General features: G+C 48.6%; 9 protein-coding genes and 2 pseudogenes. All 11 read right to left on the bottom strand.

Annotated elements, in window-relative coordinates; translation table 11 throughout:
* Positions 1 to 13: 13 nt before the first annotated feature.
* Positions 14 to 2188 carry a CRISPR-associated helicase Cas3' gene (gene cas3, locus ACYQ8U_RS18225; RefSeq protein WP_459946990.1) on the bottom strand — a complete coding sequence of 725 codons (2175 nt, stop codon included), beginning with the start codon at positions 2186 to 2188 and terminating at the stop codon, positions 14 to 16.
* Positions 2189 to 2271: 83 nt separating this feature from the next.
* The gene (locus tag ACYQ8U_RS18220; protein ID WP_459946989.1) at positions 2272 to 3243 is read right to left on the bottom strand and encodes a helix-turn-helix transcriptional regulator; all 972 of its coding nucleotides are present in this window, start codon (positions 3241 to 3243) and stop codon (positions 2272 to 2274) included.
* Positions 3244 to 3922: 679 nt separating this feature from the next.
* Positions 3923 to 4042: pseudogene (locus ACYQ8U_RS18215) on the bottom strand (transposase); the annotation flags it as partial.
* Between the two features lie 60 nt (positions 4043 to 4102).
* Positions 4103 to 6247, bottom strand: coding sequence for a helix-turn-helix domain-containing protein (locus ACYQ8U_RS18210; RefSeq protein ID WP_459946988.1), 2145 nt, complete (start codon positions 6245 to 6247; stop codon positions 4103 to 4105).
* Positions 6248 to 6371: 124 nt separating this feature from the next.
* A pseudogene (locus ACYQ8U_RS18205) lies at positions 6372 to 6584 on the bottom strand (transposase); the annotation flags it as partial.
* A gap of 196 nt (positions 6585 to 6780) precedes the next feature.
* Positions 6781 to 8478, bottom strand: coding sequence for an ABC1 kinase family protein (locus ACYQ8U_RS18200; protein ID WP_459946987.1), 1698 nt, complete (start codon positions 8476 to 8478; stop codon positions 6781 to 6783).
* A 2-nt stretch (positions 8479 to 8480) separates the two neighbouring features.
* On the bottom strand, positions 8481 to 9146 hold the full coding sequence (locus tag ACYQ8U_RS18195) for a DUF6781 family protein (RefSeq protein WP_459946986.1): 666 nt from the start codon (positions 9144 to 9146) through the stop codon (positions 8481 to 8483).
* A 246-nt stretch (positions 9147 to 9392) separates the two neighbouring features.
* Positions 9393 to 9824, bottom strand: coding sequence for a MarR family winged helix-turn-helix transcriptional regulator (locus ACYQ8U_RS18190; RefSeq protein ID WP_459946985.1), 432 nt, complete (start codon positions 9822 to 9824; stop codon positions 9393 to 9395).
* A 255-nt stretch (positions 9825 to 10079) separates the two neighbouring features.
* A complete protein-coding gene (locus ACYQ8U_RS18185; protein WP_459946984.1) occupies positions 10080 to 11462 on the bottom strand; it encodes an efflux transporter outer membrane subunit in 1383 nt (460 codons plus the stop codon).
* Positions 11455 to 14637, bottom strand: coding sequence for an efflux RND transporter permease subunit (locus tag ACYQ8U_RS18180; RefSeq protein ID WP_459947029.1), 3183 nt, complete (start codon positions 14635 to 14637; stop codon positions 11455 to 11457). Before ACYQ8U_RS18180 ends, ACYQ8U_RS18185 begins: the two co-directional genes overlap by 8 nt.
* Positions 14637 to 15851, bottom strand: a complete 1215-nt coding sequence (locus ACYQ8U_RS18175; RefSeq protein WP_459946983.1) for an efflux RND transporter periplasmic adaptor subunit — start codon at positions 15849 to 15851, stop codon at positions 14637 to 14639. Before ACYQ8U_RS18175 ends, ACYQ8U_RS18180 begins: the two co-directional genes overlap by 1 nt.
* Between the last annotated feature and the right edge of the window lie 99 nt (positions 15852 to 15950).

The raw sequence follows: 15950 nt of genomic DNA, 5'->3' as shown, positions 1-15950 counted from the left end.
AATCCTCCTCTCTTTATCCAAAAAACGCATTCCCTTCTGGTGCCTTACACTGAAGCCCAGTTGCTGCGGAATACAATTCTTCCGAACGTAACACCCAAATACCTGGTGATGGGGTTTCTAACCAATCTTCTATTTCTTCAAACTGATAGGGATAGATCTGCACACTGTACTGTTGGAGTTTTCGCAAAATGCCTCCTTTATGCTCGACAAATTCAAGTGAACGTACCAAATCAATTGCAGTTTTTTCTATAGCAATGACTATTGGAATTGTTGCTGATTCAATCATTTGGAATTTAGCAATATCTCGAAACTGAATGTCTCCCGTTTGAGCTGGACGACACAAATTCCCTATGATCCCATCTAGATCCATTCGTTGTGCATTCTTCCAAAAAAAATCAGCAAAATATTCCCGCACACATTCGGGTGATGTCAATTTTCCAGAAAAAGGTCCAAAAAGCTTTACTGAAGATTGTGCCGCCTGACGAAAGAAGGAGCATCCAGAGTTTTCCGGAAATTCAAAAATGGACACTTTGCACGGTGTCTCAATTAGTCCATTGCGGTTGCATCTTCCGGCCGCTTGTGCAATACTGTCGATCCCGGCAACTGCTCGAAATACAACTGGAAAATCCACATCAACCCCGGCTTCTATCAGTTGTGTACTGACGACCCTACATGGAAGTCTATACGAAGGATTTAACCTAGTCCTGATTTCATTCAGTTTTTCGGTCCGATGAACTGGATGCATCAATGCACTCAAATGAATGTTTGCATCAGATTCAGGCAAGTTGTTGAAGATATCCAGGGCCTGTTGTCGAGTATTGACAATACATAATACCTGCTCATTTTGCAGAAGCTGGCTCGCGACATCCTGTTCGTTAAGTTCACCTATAAAAATTTCCTCTGTCCGTTTCAAAGCAGTAAAAAGGGTGGGAATATTCTTTATGATTTCTCTAACATCCTTGAGACCTGCCTGAAATTGCTCAGAATAATTAATAGCTGGCTGTGTCGCTGTGCAAAGTATCGAGGAAACGCCATAGTTCAACGACAACTCTTTAATAACTTCAAGGCACGGTTCTAATTTTTCCACCGGAATTGCCTGAACTTCATCAAAGATAATTATGCTGTTTGTCACATTATGTAATTTCCGACATTTCGAGGTCTTATTCGCATAAAAAGAATTAAAAAACTGTACATTGGTCGTTACTATAATCGGAGCATCCCAGTTTTCCGCAGCCAGTCGTGTTTGCCGGTCTGAATCGTCAGGGAGGAAATTGCAATGATGCTCTAGGAGAGCATCATCTCCGACCATATTGCGAAACACCATGGCATTTTGCTCAATAATACTTGTAAATGGGATAACATAGATAATTCTCCTTTTTCCGTGACGTCGCGCATGATTGAGTGCAAAAGCGAGTGAAGCCAATGTCTTTCCGCCTCCGGTCGGAACAGTCAGGGAGAACAATCCTGTTTCTAACTCCGCCGCCTCCAAGCAATCTTTAAGCACCTTTTCCCGCTGGTTATTCACCTTTGAGGTCTGATCTGCTCCATCTCGCATAGAATTGAAATTTTGCCAAAATCTTTCATGAAGCACTTCCATTTTAGGATATCCAGATCGCCAGTTGTTCTTTTCCCTGTCAAGAAAGATTTCCGTATCAAGAAAATCTGCATCCACCAAACAGGAAAAAAGCATGCGTACAAAAAATTGAAGTTGAAAACCAAATCGTTCTGTTTCAATTTGAAGAGGAAGGTCTTTAGGAAATTCCTGTATCGAATAGGGAATATCAATTTGTGGTAACTCTTGATCAAGCTTTTCCATCAATGAAGAAGTTGCTGAATCGTTCCAGTTTGGCAATCCTCCATGATGACCCGCAATACAATACGCCAACAGCTTTCCGGCTTCCTTTGAATTTTGAAAAATCCATTGGGCACCAATAGATGCATGGGATGGATGTCCTTCGTAAAATTTTGCAAACACATCAACAACGTTATTTTCTCTACGCAAATACGCCTGCCATGGCCGAGTTCCTTTCCCAAGGTCATGGTTGTCTCCTAGAATAGCCGCCCATTTCTCTGCTCCAAAACTATCAGCTGAGTTTGCAGCCAATTTTGAAACATTGTTCAAATGGTCCTCTAGGGTTTGCCAACCTTCGGGTTTAAGTCCTTTCACACTATGGGCGTAGTATTTCATCTTTATCCTTGCAACTATTCCGTGGTTAAACGTTCGGCCATTTTTCTCACCTTACCACCCCCACCCTGACAACCGATGTCACACTACAAATATTTTTTCACCATCCTGTCGATTTCTTCTTTGACAAGTATCCGCAGTTCCGGCGGTTCAAGCACTGCGATGTCGGCGCCGTGGCCGAGGATGGTTTTGATCAGTTCGCGGAAATCGGCGACCGGGAAATGCAGGGTGAGGCTGCCGTCCGGGTTGGGCGTTGACCTTTGCCGCGGATGCCAGATCTGTTCGCTTACCCGCGAGGCAATCTTCGCGGCAAAGCGCAGGCTGACTTCGGTTGAGGCATCGCCCTGCATAATGCCGAAGTGCTGGCGGGTATATTCCTTCAGTTCGGGAAGCTGCTCGGGCAGGGTCAGGTTTTCGCCGGCGCAACTGCTTGTGCGGATCCTGGACAGGGCAAAATTGCGCAATTCCTTTCTGGTGCCGCACCAGGCGATGAGGTGCCAGCTGCCCATATAATGCATGAGATGCAGGGGATGGATGGTTCTCGTGGTGGTAGTATCGGTGTGGGGCGAATAATAGACGATGTGCAGGGAGGTTCCGGCAAACAGGGCTTCGACCGTTTGCCGGAAAATGTCCCTGTCCACCTGGGAATATTCAATATTTTTCACGGAGATCCGGGTGCTGAGACGTTCCAGGCATGGCGTGGATTTGTTTCCGGTGCCCATCGGAATCCGGTCGATCAACCGGCAGAGTTGATCCTTCAGGGCCTGGTCGGGGATGGTCGAGGCCAGACGGACCGCCAGGCTCAGCGCCAGGATATTTGATTCGCTGATCCACAGGGCGGGTAATTCATAGGAATCATCGGTGTAGCAGTAGCCGCGCTTAGCACAGTGATATTGCAGCGGCGCATCGAGCCTGTCGCGGATAAACTCAATATCCCTCTGTGCTGTCCGGCCGGAGAGTTCGAAGTGGTCGGCAAGATTGTCGGCATTGGGAAACCGGCCGGCCTTGATCTGGCCATGAAACCACAAAAAACGCTCATACTTCAACCGGTCGGACATAGATCCTCCAGAAGAGGGCATTATCAGGATTGCCCCGTCCCGCGACAGAAAACGACAGCGGCAAATGAATATTTTTGCTGTCGAATCAAATAATTCTACTACCTAGCGCATTGATCCTCCCAGTGCAATACATATCGCCCGATGGAGCAAAAATAAAATGCGGATCTAGGATAAAAATGATGGGGTGGGGAGAACAGACCCCGGTGGACGTCTTGCTGCGGTTAATACATCGTCTTATGAGGGATTGGCTCTGCTTACCCCGGTAAGGCGCCCCGGATTATGATGTGGCCATACCGAGTTTTCAATTGACCGCAGGACAAAACTAGGATACAAATGGGAGGTTTGACGCAAGGTAAAGTGAAGAGATGTGGCGGAAGTGCATGGGAATCGAACCCACCTAACGGGCTATTAACCCGCTACACCGGATTTGAAGTCCGGTTAATCCTTGACGTAAATATTCAATATAAAAACATTATATTCGTTATTTTTTCACTTAGGGTACAAAAATAGGTACAGTCGATTAAAAATCTTTTTTATTAGTTCTCTGCGTTAAAGTTCATCAAGGTGTGCTTCATTAAAGATGACGCAATGTTTCATATAGTTGGTATCATATTTTTACGCATAGACAGGTTGTTCTTCGCAAAAATGGATCCGTGGCAAATTTGTCGAAAAATTTAGTTCATCCGACTAAAGCGTACTTTGTTTCGTGAAGCGCCATTATCTTCAGCCTGAAAAACTCCATATCTCTGTAACCATAGGATTTTCTCAGCATCGTCTTTATTTTGTTATTGATTCCTTCAAATGGGCGGTCGATAAGCAGTCAAAATCAAAATCAGACCTCGTAAATGGAGGTGAAAAATCAATCATTTTTTTGGACATTTTTCATCGGCTCTTCACCGACCTCAACTACAAGCCATTTGCCGGTTGGGGTACGCGCCCCGAGATTTGTCAGCTTACGACAAAGTTGCTCTTGGGCAATTCGGCGGCTGGTTTGTTGCAGGGGTTCAAGCCTAACGGTGACATCTGTCTTGGTTGACTTGATCCAGCCTTGGCAGCTTGTGATTGCATAAAATAGATCCACCAGCTCATTCTCCTCATTGAAATGCGGTCGAAGCCAATCCACCATTTGCTTTCGCGCATTCCAAACAGAAGATGTTACAAAATCAAATAAATACTTCCCTTCATCGTCAACCCGCTTGATCGATTTGTAACTCTCAAGTTCAGAAACATTCACACGCTCCGGCAGCAGTTTCTTCTCTTCCCGGGCAGTTGCCAGCGCAAGCTCTTGTTCGGTGATGGTGCTTTCAAGCCGCCCCTTGACGCTATTCTGACGGAGAGAGCCGTCTTTTTTAGTTGCAGCCTTCGCATTGGCCAACTTTTTGTAAAGCTTGTTGAGTTCGGTTTTCATCGCAGAGATACGGCTCGTCTGCCTTTTTATTTCAGGATTGGCAATGTCCTGCCGGTCACTTTCGACCAACTTGAAGCCAGGATGATAATGGAACGGGTGGCGATCGTTAAGATGCTTGAATGTATTTTCGGATGCCCCCCAGCGCTGCAGGATAGCTTGGGCGCACTCTTGCGTGCTCATATTCATGTCGCCGGTCCAGGCAAGTCCGCTTGCTCTCTTTTTGCTCGTCTTGTTCCACAGATAGATACGCCTGAGCGTCACAGTATACCTCTGCGTGCCAGACTCCGGTGCGACGGTGAAAGTCTTTTCCCCCTCAAAGGCACCGTACTGCTTGTCATTGAAGATAAACTCCGTGACAAATTTGCTCTTTTCCAGGGCAGCAAGTTTGTCGGCATCGGCATGTTTTTCCCAGGTTACAAAAGGAATTCCCTCTTTGACAAGGCTTGCAAAAAAATCCTCTCCACTGCCCTCTCGGTCAAATACCATGACTGGCTGGCGCGGCACCTGGCCAGTCCATTTCTTCCCTAACGCCACTATATATGCGCGAAGATCCCCCTTGCCTTCCTGTATTTCAAAATCTACTACCCGGCCGCTACTATCACAGGTCACCATATTGGTCCGACCGGGAACCGCCATGCGTCGTTGCGTATTGTAGGCCGAACGGACTTGATGCTTGCCGGTGTACGGCAAAAGATGGCCGTCGCAAAACCACAGCCAGATCCCTGCAAGGCCAGTTCGAATCTGATATCGAAAAAAATCCGCTAGCAACAACTTCGAGACCTGGAGCTGTGCCGCACTATAAAACCATTCCCAAATTATCGGCTTGGAGGCAATGCGCCTTATTCCAAGCACCAAACCTGCTTCACGAACACGAATATTCTTCAGTTGCTCTATCGAACGGATATTGCCTGCCGCCATCAAGACGAAAACCATGAAAATCTTGTAAGCCGAACCAAAATATCCGATTACCAGGTCCAGCCAATTCCATTGTTGTATCAGGGGCATCAGATAAAGAAACGTCCCGGCATAGCGCGTCTTCTCCCAGCCATGCTCCTCGCTAAAAGGTTGAACTTCCGGCTCTATCGGCTCGGCTGGATTACTTTCAACTTTTGAAAAGCCGAAATCTATTTTCTGCTGCCTCGTTTCTTGCTCCTGCTGCTTTGCCTCGCGTTCTTGGCGCTCCTGAGCCCGAATTTTCGCAACCTGTTCTGATTTGTTGCCGCAAGACAGCTCCTCTTGATGCAATTCACGTTGTTTACGCCGACTCCTGCTCGCTCCAACGTTATAGCCCTGAATCAAACCTTCGCGACCGAAATGCTTTTTGATCTCCATCCAGTTGTGGACGGTTTGGCGACTAATTGCCAGTGCCGTGGCTAAATCCGACTTGCCGGCACCCATTGCTATCGCTTCCACCACAAAAAGTCGTTTTGCCACTTTATCCGACGGATCAAGTGTGCTTACGTTAACTCCTTGCCGGTATAGGATAATTTTCTTGGCTTGTTTCCCTTGTCCACCTACAAATTCGAGGGTCAAGCCAAAGCCAAGATCAATGTTGTTATTTTTCTTTTCGTCCTTGAAAAGCACGGTCTGTTGCATGTGATCACCTTTTCTTCTGTATTGGTACTGGTGTATTTTACCCCAGAAAAGGTGCCTATTAAATATAAAATTGACGAATAAATAAATTTTTTATGTATTAATATTGTGTTAGATGAATTGATGTCTAATTATTTTTTTTGTTAAATAAGCGAGACAGATGTCCAATTTTATCGCGAATTATCGGAATTAAAGGGCTGCAAGGCTGCCTTGCCTTCTCGATTCTCGAGGTCTGAAAATATGCCAGCATGTCTTCAAAGTGATCTTCAATGGTCTTTGCGACCTTCTTCAACATATCGATGCCAGAGTTTCGAGCCATGGAGATCCAGCTGAGCAAATGCCATTCCGCAGCTTTTTATCACCTGTCCAATACCAGAGTTGTCGCAAAGCTGCTGGCCCAATAGCTGGGATTACTATTTTTTTGATTAAAGCATTTTTGTAGTTTTTCATGATTTTTTACCAGTTAACTCGAAGCGCCGTGTAGGGTGATGCCGATTGTCATTTGCATTTGTTTTTCCATAAAGTCAATTCAGCTCTCATTCTCGCGAATTTCGTTCGCTGCGACGGATAGAGATGAGTAGCCAGATGCCGGTAATTGCCGCACTTAAAAATCCCAAAAAACCGATCAGAGGTAGTCCAAATAGCTCGGGACCATGGTCCACAGTCATGACGATGGATGATCCGATGATCAGAGCCGCGATTACGACGCCCATGGTCAGGCGATTGGTGGCGCGGTCCAGTTGATTGCCGAAATGCTGCAGGCGGGGCACATCCACATGTACCTGAAGTCTGCCACTACGAGCAGAGCGCAGAAGAGAGTGTAGATCCTGAGGTAAGCCGGTGAGAATGTCGAGAGTGCCGGCAATTGCCTTCCAGCTCCGTTTAACCAATGCTTCAGGGGCATAACGGGCCAGCAGTGCCCGGCGCAGGAAAGGGGAACACTCGGTCACCAGGTCAAAGTCCGGGTCGAGCTGGCACCCCATCCCTTCCAGCGTGATAAGCGATTTAGTCAGAAGCGTCAAATCAGGCGGCAGTATGAGGTTATGGTCTCGGAGCAGGGTGGTCAGATCGGTAAGCATGGTGCTGATATTGAGTTCTTTCAAAGGGACGCCGTGGTACTGATCCACGAGACCTTCAATTTCCAATTTAAGACTGTCTTGCTCGATTGGGACCGATCCTGCCCAATCGAGCAATACCTCGACCACGCAATCAACCTCTCTCTCCACCAATCCATGGAGCAGATCCACGACCTGGTAGCGACGCTTTTCAGACAGGCGCCCGACCATCCCGAAGTCGATAAGGGCGATGCGGTTTTCCGGCAGATAAAAAATATTGCCCTGATGCGGATCTGCGTGAAAAAAGCCATCTTCCAGGATCATCTTTAACACGGCCCTGGCTCCACGCCCTGCCAGGATCTTCCTGTCCAGCCCTGCCTGTTCCGTGGCTTCCATGTTCCGGCCGGGAATTCCATTGATCGCTTCCTGTACGTTCATCCGTTCGCCAGTCCATGTCCAATATACCCTGGGAATAACAATTTCGGGATGAGATTTGAAATTACGGGAAATCCGTTCGGCGTTGCGGCATTCTGCGGCTAGATCCAGTTCACGAAGCAAGGAAAGGGTGAATTGGCGAACCACTTCGAGCGGTCTGAACCTTGACATCTCCAGGGATTCCGTCTCGACAATCTTTGCCAGGTGCTGTAGGAGCCGTAAATCCGCTTCAACGATCGGTCGTATGCCCGGACGTCGCACCTTGACGATAACTTCCTCACCATTGAGCAACCGAGCGCGGTGGACTTGGGCAATGGAGGCCGCAGCCAACGGTTCGGCGACGAACTCGGCGAAGATCTCATCCGGATCAGCCCCCAGATCTTCCTGCAGCTGTTGTCTGATCTGCTTGAATGGCACAGACGGGGCTTGATCCTGCAATTTCTCAAATTCGGCAATCCACTTGGGGGTAAACAGATCCATGCGGGTAGCAAGGATCTGACCCAATTTGACAAATGTCGGCCCCAACTCTTCCAAGGCACGCCGCACTTTCGTAGGTGCATCCAGTCGTGCCAATTCACTAGCCTCTTTCCAGTGCAGCACCTTACCCGTGCGCTCCAGTGCATTGGCCATCCCCAGTCGACGAACCATATCGCTAAAACCATACCGGATCAAAATTGAGGCGATATCATGGACCCTTCCCATATCACGGGCAGCAATCAGGGTTTCCCAAAAAACAGAGGACATTACTATTCCTTTTTGTTATTGCCGGTTTTCATGAGCGTCTCGGCAATTCCTTGGAGAAAACCGGCGGTGGCTTGTGCCAGATGCTCTCCCAGCTTTAAGGCCTTATCTGCACCGGTGTTTACACTTTCTTTCATGTTTTGTTCCAATTGGCGTGTCAGCGTTTCGACGACCTTCTTTACCGTCTTGCCAGTGGTGGTGCCGGTGTTGCGACCATGTTGTGCCAGATCGCCAAACACATCTCTTGCTACGCCATCCGAGGTCTTGGCTATATTTTTTACGGTATCCAGTAACATATCTTCCAAAACGTTCAGATCATCCATTGCCCGCTTAAAGTCATGAGCTCCGAACTCCCTTATGTGACTGGCTGCTTCTTCGATAGCCAATTTGGAAGCCTCGGCTGATTTTGCCAACGCTTCATCCACACCGGCCATTGCCTCCTGCAAGGACTGCTCGGTCTTCTTGCCCTTTTCTTTTGCTCCAATGCTTGCACCCTGCAGCACTGCCTGAACAACTTCCCGCATCTTTTGCAAATCCAAATGACCCGTGCTCATCGCCTTCAAGGTAATGTTTCGGACGGTTTCCTGGACGTTCTCTCCGTTTTTTACGGCGGTCCGTGTTTCAGCTTCTGTTTTTCGGTTCTTATTTTCCTGAGTTGTTTGCTCGCTCATTACCTTCTCCTTTCCGTAGATTTGATTGCCCATTACCCAGAAAACAAAAAATACATTTCAATGTACTTCGGTATTAAAAATAATGGCTCGTTTAACCGGTGAACCTCATGTTGCAATTATTCTTCAGGCGGAACATGATCAGCCGACATAAATCAGATCTTCAAGACCAGCTCATGTGCTACAATTACATTTAAAAAGATGGCTTTACTGTCGGCTGATCAACGTACTGCTTAATAGTGTTGCCTCTTATTCTATGATCCTTTCTTGACTTGATTTACGCGGAGCTTCTTCTTTTTTGATTAGGAATATTTTCGATATTCCTGAAAGATTATCATTCATGATATTCATGGCCCGTCGCATAGTTTCCCAGGTTTGTGCATCTATTCCAGAGCTGAATTTAGCTGAAAAATATTCTACAATAACATCAACTTCTTGTAATAAGGATCGACCTCGATCGGTAAGGACAACAATATGTGCCCGTCGGTCATTGGGATTTGGTAGCCGGAGCACAAAAGATTTATTTTCAAGGCGATTTAAAATTCTGCTTAAATTGGCAGGCGTCTTAGAGGTCTTCAGACAAATTTCGCTTTGAGTGAACTGTGGATTTTTATCTGACAGACACCTTAAAACCCACAGTTGTTCCATGGTCAGATTGTATGGCTTAAGCATTTGATCCATAATACTCTGGATGTCCAAGGACATTGAACAGATTACTCGGCTTAATGATGTCTTATTGTTTTTTTTCAATGATTGCTTATCACTGGCAGGAGTTTCCTTTCTTATCCTTTAGCGCAACAAACGCTTCACAAATGCCATTTTTTTATCCGTCAGATAGAATAGTCCATATTATTGTTTAGTAATTTTGTTCATCTTCATCCACACAGTTTGTCTGGAAACAGCACGATAATATTTTTTGCTACTTTGAGAAAAAAATCACTCCCCTCCACCACCCAACACAGCATACAAGCGCACAAGATTGACAAGCTTGGTCAGGCGCAATGCAACCATATTCTGCTGCGCTTCAAAGTGTGAGCGTTGCGCATCAAGGACACTGAGATAACTGTCAACCCCTTCTATGTAGAGTTTATTTGCGAGACGATAGGTTGTAGCAACCGCGGATACCAGGGATTGTTGCGCCGCGATTTGCTGATCAATTGTTCCCTGTACTGCAAGAGAGTCAGCCACCTCCTTAAAAGCAGTTTGAATTGTCTTCTCATACTGAGTCAGGACAATTTCCCTATCGGCTTTGCTGACCCGTAACGCTGCCCAGACGCGGGCATCGAAAATAGGAACAATGATATGCGGCGTAAAATTCCATGTGCCGGAACCTGAACTAAAGAGTCCCGATAACTCGTCACTTGCGGTACCTATCGCCGTGGTCAGCGAAATGCGGGGAAAGAAGGCTGCCCTGGCTGCTCCGATGTAGGCATAGGACCCTTTGAGCCGATGTTCCGCCGCCATAATATCCGGTCGACGTAAAAGCCCCTCGGAAGAGAGACCTGGAGATATTTCCTTAGGTGGAATAACGCTTCCCAGGTCCGTCGGTAACAATTGCTTTGGAATCGGTGTACCGGCAAGAAGCTGCAAGGCATTTTGGTCCTGCACTACCAGTTGTGTGAAGCGAGCAACATCTCCCCGGGCCGTATCCATTGGTACTTGTGCCCGCTTCAGATCCAGTTCAGTTGCGATTCCGACATCATATCGTTTTTGTACTAAACCGTAGGCGGCCTGCTGAGTTTCCAGAGTAGACTGGGATAGTTTCTGCTTTTCCCGATCTGCAGCAAGCGTCAGATAAAACCTGGCAACCTCGGACACCAAGGTAATCTTGGCACCCCGCCGCGCTTCATCTGTGGCCAGGTACTCTTCCAGGGCTTGATCTTTCAGGCTGCGCATGCGGCCAAAGAAATCGATCTCCCAAGAAGCAACACCTAGATCAAGGTTATACTGTTCACTCGTTTTTGGATCTCCGGAGCCGATAAGGTCGTCGGAAAATTGCTGTTTTCCTCCTCCCCCGGTCGCATTGACTGCGGGGAACAACTCCGCCCGTTGAACACCATATAGTGCACGTGCCCTTTCCACATTCAAGATAGCCAGTCGCAGATCTCTATTGTTTTCCAGGGCAATTCCGATAACAGTTTGCAACTGTTCGTCGGGAAAGAACTCTTGTCGGCTCAGCTCCGGAGTGGTCGGGTATGTTGTACCCTGCGGCCATTCTTTCGGAATCGGTGATCGAGGTTGTGTATATTGAGGAGCCAGTGAACAGCCTGCCAAAATAAGGCCGATGACGGTCGATAAAAACAATAATCGTCTATTCATGTGCGTTTTCCCCTGGAATACTTTCATCAACATGTTTCATGGTTACCTTTTTCCTATGTTTTCCCAGGAACTTATAGATCAGCACATAAAAGAGCGGTGCAAAAAGTGTTACCAGAAAGGTCGAGGTCACCGTGCCCCCGAGCACGCCAGTGCCGATGGCTCTTTGTGCCCCTGATCCAGCTCCGACTGCCAGAGCGAGCGGCAGGATGCCGAAGCCGAAGGCAAGCGAGGTCATGATGATAGGCCGCAGCCGCAATTTGGCCGCCTGCAGGGTAGCCTCGACAAGGCCTACTCCTTCATCAACTCTAGCTCTGGCGAACTGGACGATCAGGATAGCATTTTTGGTGGTCAACCCCAGAGTGGTCAGCAAGCCAATCTGGAAATAGACGTCATTGGGCATCCCTCGCATGCTTGAGGCAATAACTCCACCGATAACGCCAAGAGGCAGAGTCAGCAGAATCGCCATGGGTATAGGCCAGCTCTCATATAGGGCCGCCAGGCAGAGGAAGACCACAAAAATCGAAAAGGCATAGAGCAAAGGGGCCTGGGAACCGGCCATTCGCTCCTGATAGGAAAGTCCAGTCCAGTCGTAACCGATCCCTTGCGGTAGTTTGGCGATCATTTCTTCGATGGCGTCCATCGCCTCGCCGGAGCTGTGTCCCGGGGCCGGCTCGCCCCAGATGTTGATCGATGGGAAGGCGTTGAAACGCTCGAGTTTAGGCGAACCCATGGCCCAGCGGCCTGATGCAATGGAAGAGAAGGGAACCATTTTGCCGACGTTGTTACGCAGATAGAGTTTTTCCATATCCTGTGGGAGCATACGATAAGGGGCATCCGCCTGGACATAGACTTTTTTGACCCGACCGGCCTGAATGAAATCATTGACATAGGCACTACCGAAGGCGCTACTAATGGTGTTATGGATGGAATCGATTGGAATTCCCAAAGCACCAGCCTTATCCCAGTCCACATCGATATGATATTCTGCAACATCATTCATGCCGTTGGGCCGGACCCTGACCAGACGCGGGTCCTGGCTCGCCATACCGAGGAGCTGGTCACGGGCTGCCATCAATTTTTCGTGCCCCAAACCACCTCGGTCCAACAATTGCAAATCAAACCCTGTGGCCATTCCCAACTCAACGACCGGCGGCGGCGAGAAGGCAAATACCATGGCACCTTTTATCTGGGTGAAAGCCCCCATGGCCCGACCGGCGATGGCCCCGACCTTCAGGTCCGGCCTCTGGCGCAACTTCCAGTCTTTGAGTTTGACAAATCCCAGAGCCATATTCTGCCCTTCACCACCAAAGCTCATACCGGCGACTGTAATGAGGGATTCAACTCCATCTTTTTCATGCTCGAGAAAATGATCCCTCACCGTATTCATCACAGTCTCAGTCTGTTCCAGAGTCGAGCCTGACGGAAGCATGGCCTGAACCATCAGGATACCCTGGTCTTCGTCGGGAATATAGGATGTGGGCATGCGCTGAAACAAATAGCCCATGGATCCCACAATCAATACAAACAGAAACAGGTAACGCAGTTTTTTGACCAGGATCCGACCAACCAATCTGACATACAAATCCCGCGCACGAAAAAAACTCCGGTCGAACAAGCGGAAAAACGGGCGTAGAAACCAGACTGCGCCATCCGAGGGTTCATGCCCCTTGGGCACCTGTTTAAGCATTGTGGCGCACAACACCGGGGTCAGAACCAGGGCAACCACCACTGACAGGAGCATGGACGAGATGACGGTTACGGAAAACTGGCGATAGATGACCCCGGTGGAGCCAGGAAAGAAGGCCATCGGACCAAATACCGCTGAGAGCACCAGGCCAATGCCGATCAGGGCGCTGGTGATCTCCTCCATCGATTTAGCGGTGGCCTCTCGGGGCGAAAGCCCCTCCTCAGCCATAATTCGTTCAACGTTCTCCACAACTACGATGGCATCATCGACCAAAAGCCCGATGGCCAGTACCATGGCAAACATGGTCAACATATTGATAGAAAATCCAAACAGCCCTAAAATCCCGAAGGTCCCGAGCAATACTACAGGTACAGCAATGGTCGGAATTAATGTAGCTCGAAAGGTCCCCATAAAGAGGTACATGACCACAAAAACCAGCAGGACGGCCTCGAATAAGGTCTTAACCACCTCGTCAATAGCCACCTCGGTAAAGGGAGTGGTATCATAGGGATAAATCACCTTCATGCCGGGTGGGAAATACCGGCTCATTTCTTCTAACTTCTGTTTGACAGCATCGGCGGTATCCAGCGCATTGGCGCCGGCGGCCTGGCGGATTGCCATGGCGGCGGCCGGTTTTCCGTTATAATTGGCAATGATATCGTCACGTTCAGTCCCCAGTTCCGTGCGGCCGATGTCTCCCACGCGAACCACCGAACCATCAATATTGGTGCGAATGGGAATGGTAGCAAACTCCTCTGGGGTCTTGAGCAGATGCTGAACGATAATAGCAGCGTTAAGACGCTGACCAACCATAGCAGGTGTGCCGCCTAATTGACCCGCAGAGACTTCAACGTTGTAGGCGCTGAGCGCCAGTACGACATCTTCCATGGTCAGGTTGTAACTGGTCAGCTTATTGGGATTAACCCAGATCCTCATAGCATACTGGGAACCAAAATTTTGTACCTCACCGACTCCCGGTACCCTGGAGAGGATCTTTTCCAGATTGGACTGGGCGTAATCACGCAGATCATTACCGTCCATGCTGCCATCTTCCGAGGTCAAACCGACAACCATTAAGTAGTTTCTCGTTGATTTACTGACCTTGACGCCGGAGCGTTGCACTACATCGGGCAGGCTGGCCATGGCAAGCTGCAACTTGTTTTGTACCTTGGACCAGGCGACATCAGGATCAGTACCCGGCGCAAAGGTCAGCTCAACCCGAGAGGCGCCTGACGATGAACTTGTGCCGGAGAGGTAGAGCATATCGTCCAGCCCCGTCATTTTTTGTTCTATGATCTGAGTCACAGTATTTTCGACTGTCTCACCAGAGGCCCCAGGAAAAAAAGAATCAATGGCGATGGCGGGTGGCGCGATGGGCGGATACTGTGAGATGGGCAGGTTGTAGATAGCGAGTCCGCCTGCTGTCATCATGATAATGGCGATAACCCAAGCAAAGACCGGCCGATCTAAAAAGAATTTTGATAACATCACGCGCCTTCCTTACTGGTCTTTTGGGAAGGTGTATCGGGGCCGGTCATTGGTTTTTGCCCTGCTTTCGTCTGATCAAAAGGCGTAGCTTTCACCACCGTGCCCGGCCTCAACATGAGGAGTCCTTCCACGATCAACTGATCACCGGGGGTTAGGCCTGTTGCAACGAGCCATCTATCGCCGATTGCACGGTCGAGGGTAAGCGGCCGAAAGTCGGCTTTGCTTTCGGCATCAACGACCAAGGCATATGGCTTGCCTTTCGCATCACGGGACACTCCTTGTTGAGGAATAAGGATGGCCTGCTCATTGACGCCTTCCCTGATTAATGCCTGAACGAACATCCCAGGTAAAATTACCCCTTCCGGATTTGGGAAGAGTGCCCGCAGGGTGACTGAACCGGTGGTAGGATCCACCGTAATATCACTGAACTGTAAGATTCCCTCCTGAGCATAAGGAGTGCCGTCTTCCAGGATAAGCTTGACCTTATTCTGGTTTTTTCCCTGTTGGTTGAGGAGGCCTTCCTGTAGGCGACTCTTCAGGTGTAATAAATCGATAGTGGACTGGATCATGTCAGCGTAAATCGGGTCCAATTGCTGGATGGTGGCTAAGGCCATGGGTTGGTATGCCGTGACGATAGCACCATCGGTCACGTTAGATTTACCGATGCGGCCGGAGATAGGTGCTGTGACTTTGGTATACTTAAGATTAATACGGGCTGTCTCCACCGTCCCTTTATAATACCGGATATCGGCTTCGATCTGGGTCAGAGCGGCTGCTGCGTCGTCGAAGTCCTGCTGGCTGACCGCTTTATCCATCCGTAATTTTTTGTAACGTTTGGCTCTCGATTTGACAGCAGACAAACTGGCTTGCGCCCGCTCAAGAGCTGCTATGGAAGTGTCCAGTGTCGCCTGAAAAGGTGCGGAATCAATCAGGTAGAGTACTTGACCCGCCTTGACCACAGAACCTTCAGTAAACAGTCGTTTCTGGATTAGGCCGCTAATCTGTGGTCTGATCTCCGCAACTCGGAAAGCGGAAGTCCGACCCGGTAATTCTGTTGTCAGTATGATTTTTTCAGGTTGTACCATCACAGTGGACACTTCAGGAATGGGTTTCTTCGGCGTTTCTTGTGGTTGACGCTCACAACCGGCCAGCGAAAAAACTGCCAACATCGCTGCCAGCAGAACAGCCTGGTTAATAATTTCATTAAGTTGCATCAGAATTTCTCCAAATAGGGTCTAATGGGAGTAAACGTACAGAATGGGGGAACGATTGGTCCTCCATTCTTGCTTTTGGATATATGGGAGCGAATAGAG

Source organism: Desulfocastanea catecholica, assembly GCF_054657295.1.
Note: the sequence above shows the minus strand (reverse complement) of the source record. Positions and strands in the feature narration are given on the sequence as shown.

What these genes read in the sequence shown, in the direction of transcription:
- cas3 (WP_459946990.1), bottom strand. Translation starts at nt 2,188, where the DNA reads ATGAAATACTACGCCCATAGTGTGAAAGGACTTAAACCCGAAGGTTGG.
- ACYQ8U_RS18200 (WP_459946987.1), bottom strand. Translation starts at nt 8,478, where the DNA reads ATGTCCTCTGTTTTTTGGGAAACCCTGATTGCTGCCCGTGATATGGGA.
- ACYQ8U_RS18210 (WP_459946988.1), bottom strand. Translation starts at nt 6,247, where the DNA reads ATGCAACAGACCGTGCTTTTCAAGGACGAAAAGAAAAATAACAACATT.
- ACYQ8U_RS18185 (WP_459946984.1), bottom strand. Translation starts at nt 11,462, where the DNA reads ATGAATAGACGATTATTGTTTTTATCGACCGTCATCGGCCTTATTTTG.
- ACYQ8U_RS18175 (WP_459946983.1), bottom strand. Translation starts at nt 15,851, where the DNA reads ATGCAACTTAATGAAATTATTAACCAGGCTGTTCTGCTGGCAGCGATG.
- ACYQ8U_RS18180 (WP_459947029.1), bottom strand. Translation starts at nt 14,637, where the DNA reads ATGTTATCAAAATTCTTTTTAGATCGGCCGGTCTTTGCTTGGGTTATC.
- ACYQ8U_RS18190 (WP_459946985.1), bottom strand. Translation starts at nt 9,824, where the DNA reads ATGGATCAAATGCTTAAGCCATACAATCTGACCATGGAACAACTGTGG.
- ACYQ8U_RS18195 (WP_459946986.1), bottom strand. Translation starts at nt 9,146, where the DNA reads ATGAGCGAGCAAACAACTCAGGAAAATAAGAACCGAAAAACAGAAGCT.
- ACYQ8U_RS18220 (WP_459946989.1), bottom strand. Translation starts at nt 3,243, where the DNA reads ATGTCCGACCGGTTGAAGTATGAGCGTTTTTTGTGGTTTCATGGCCAG.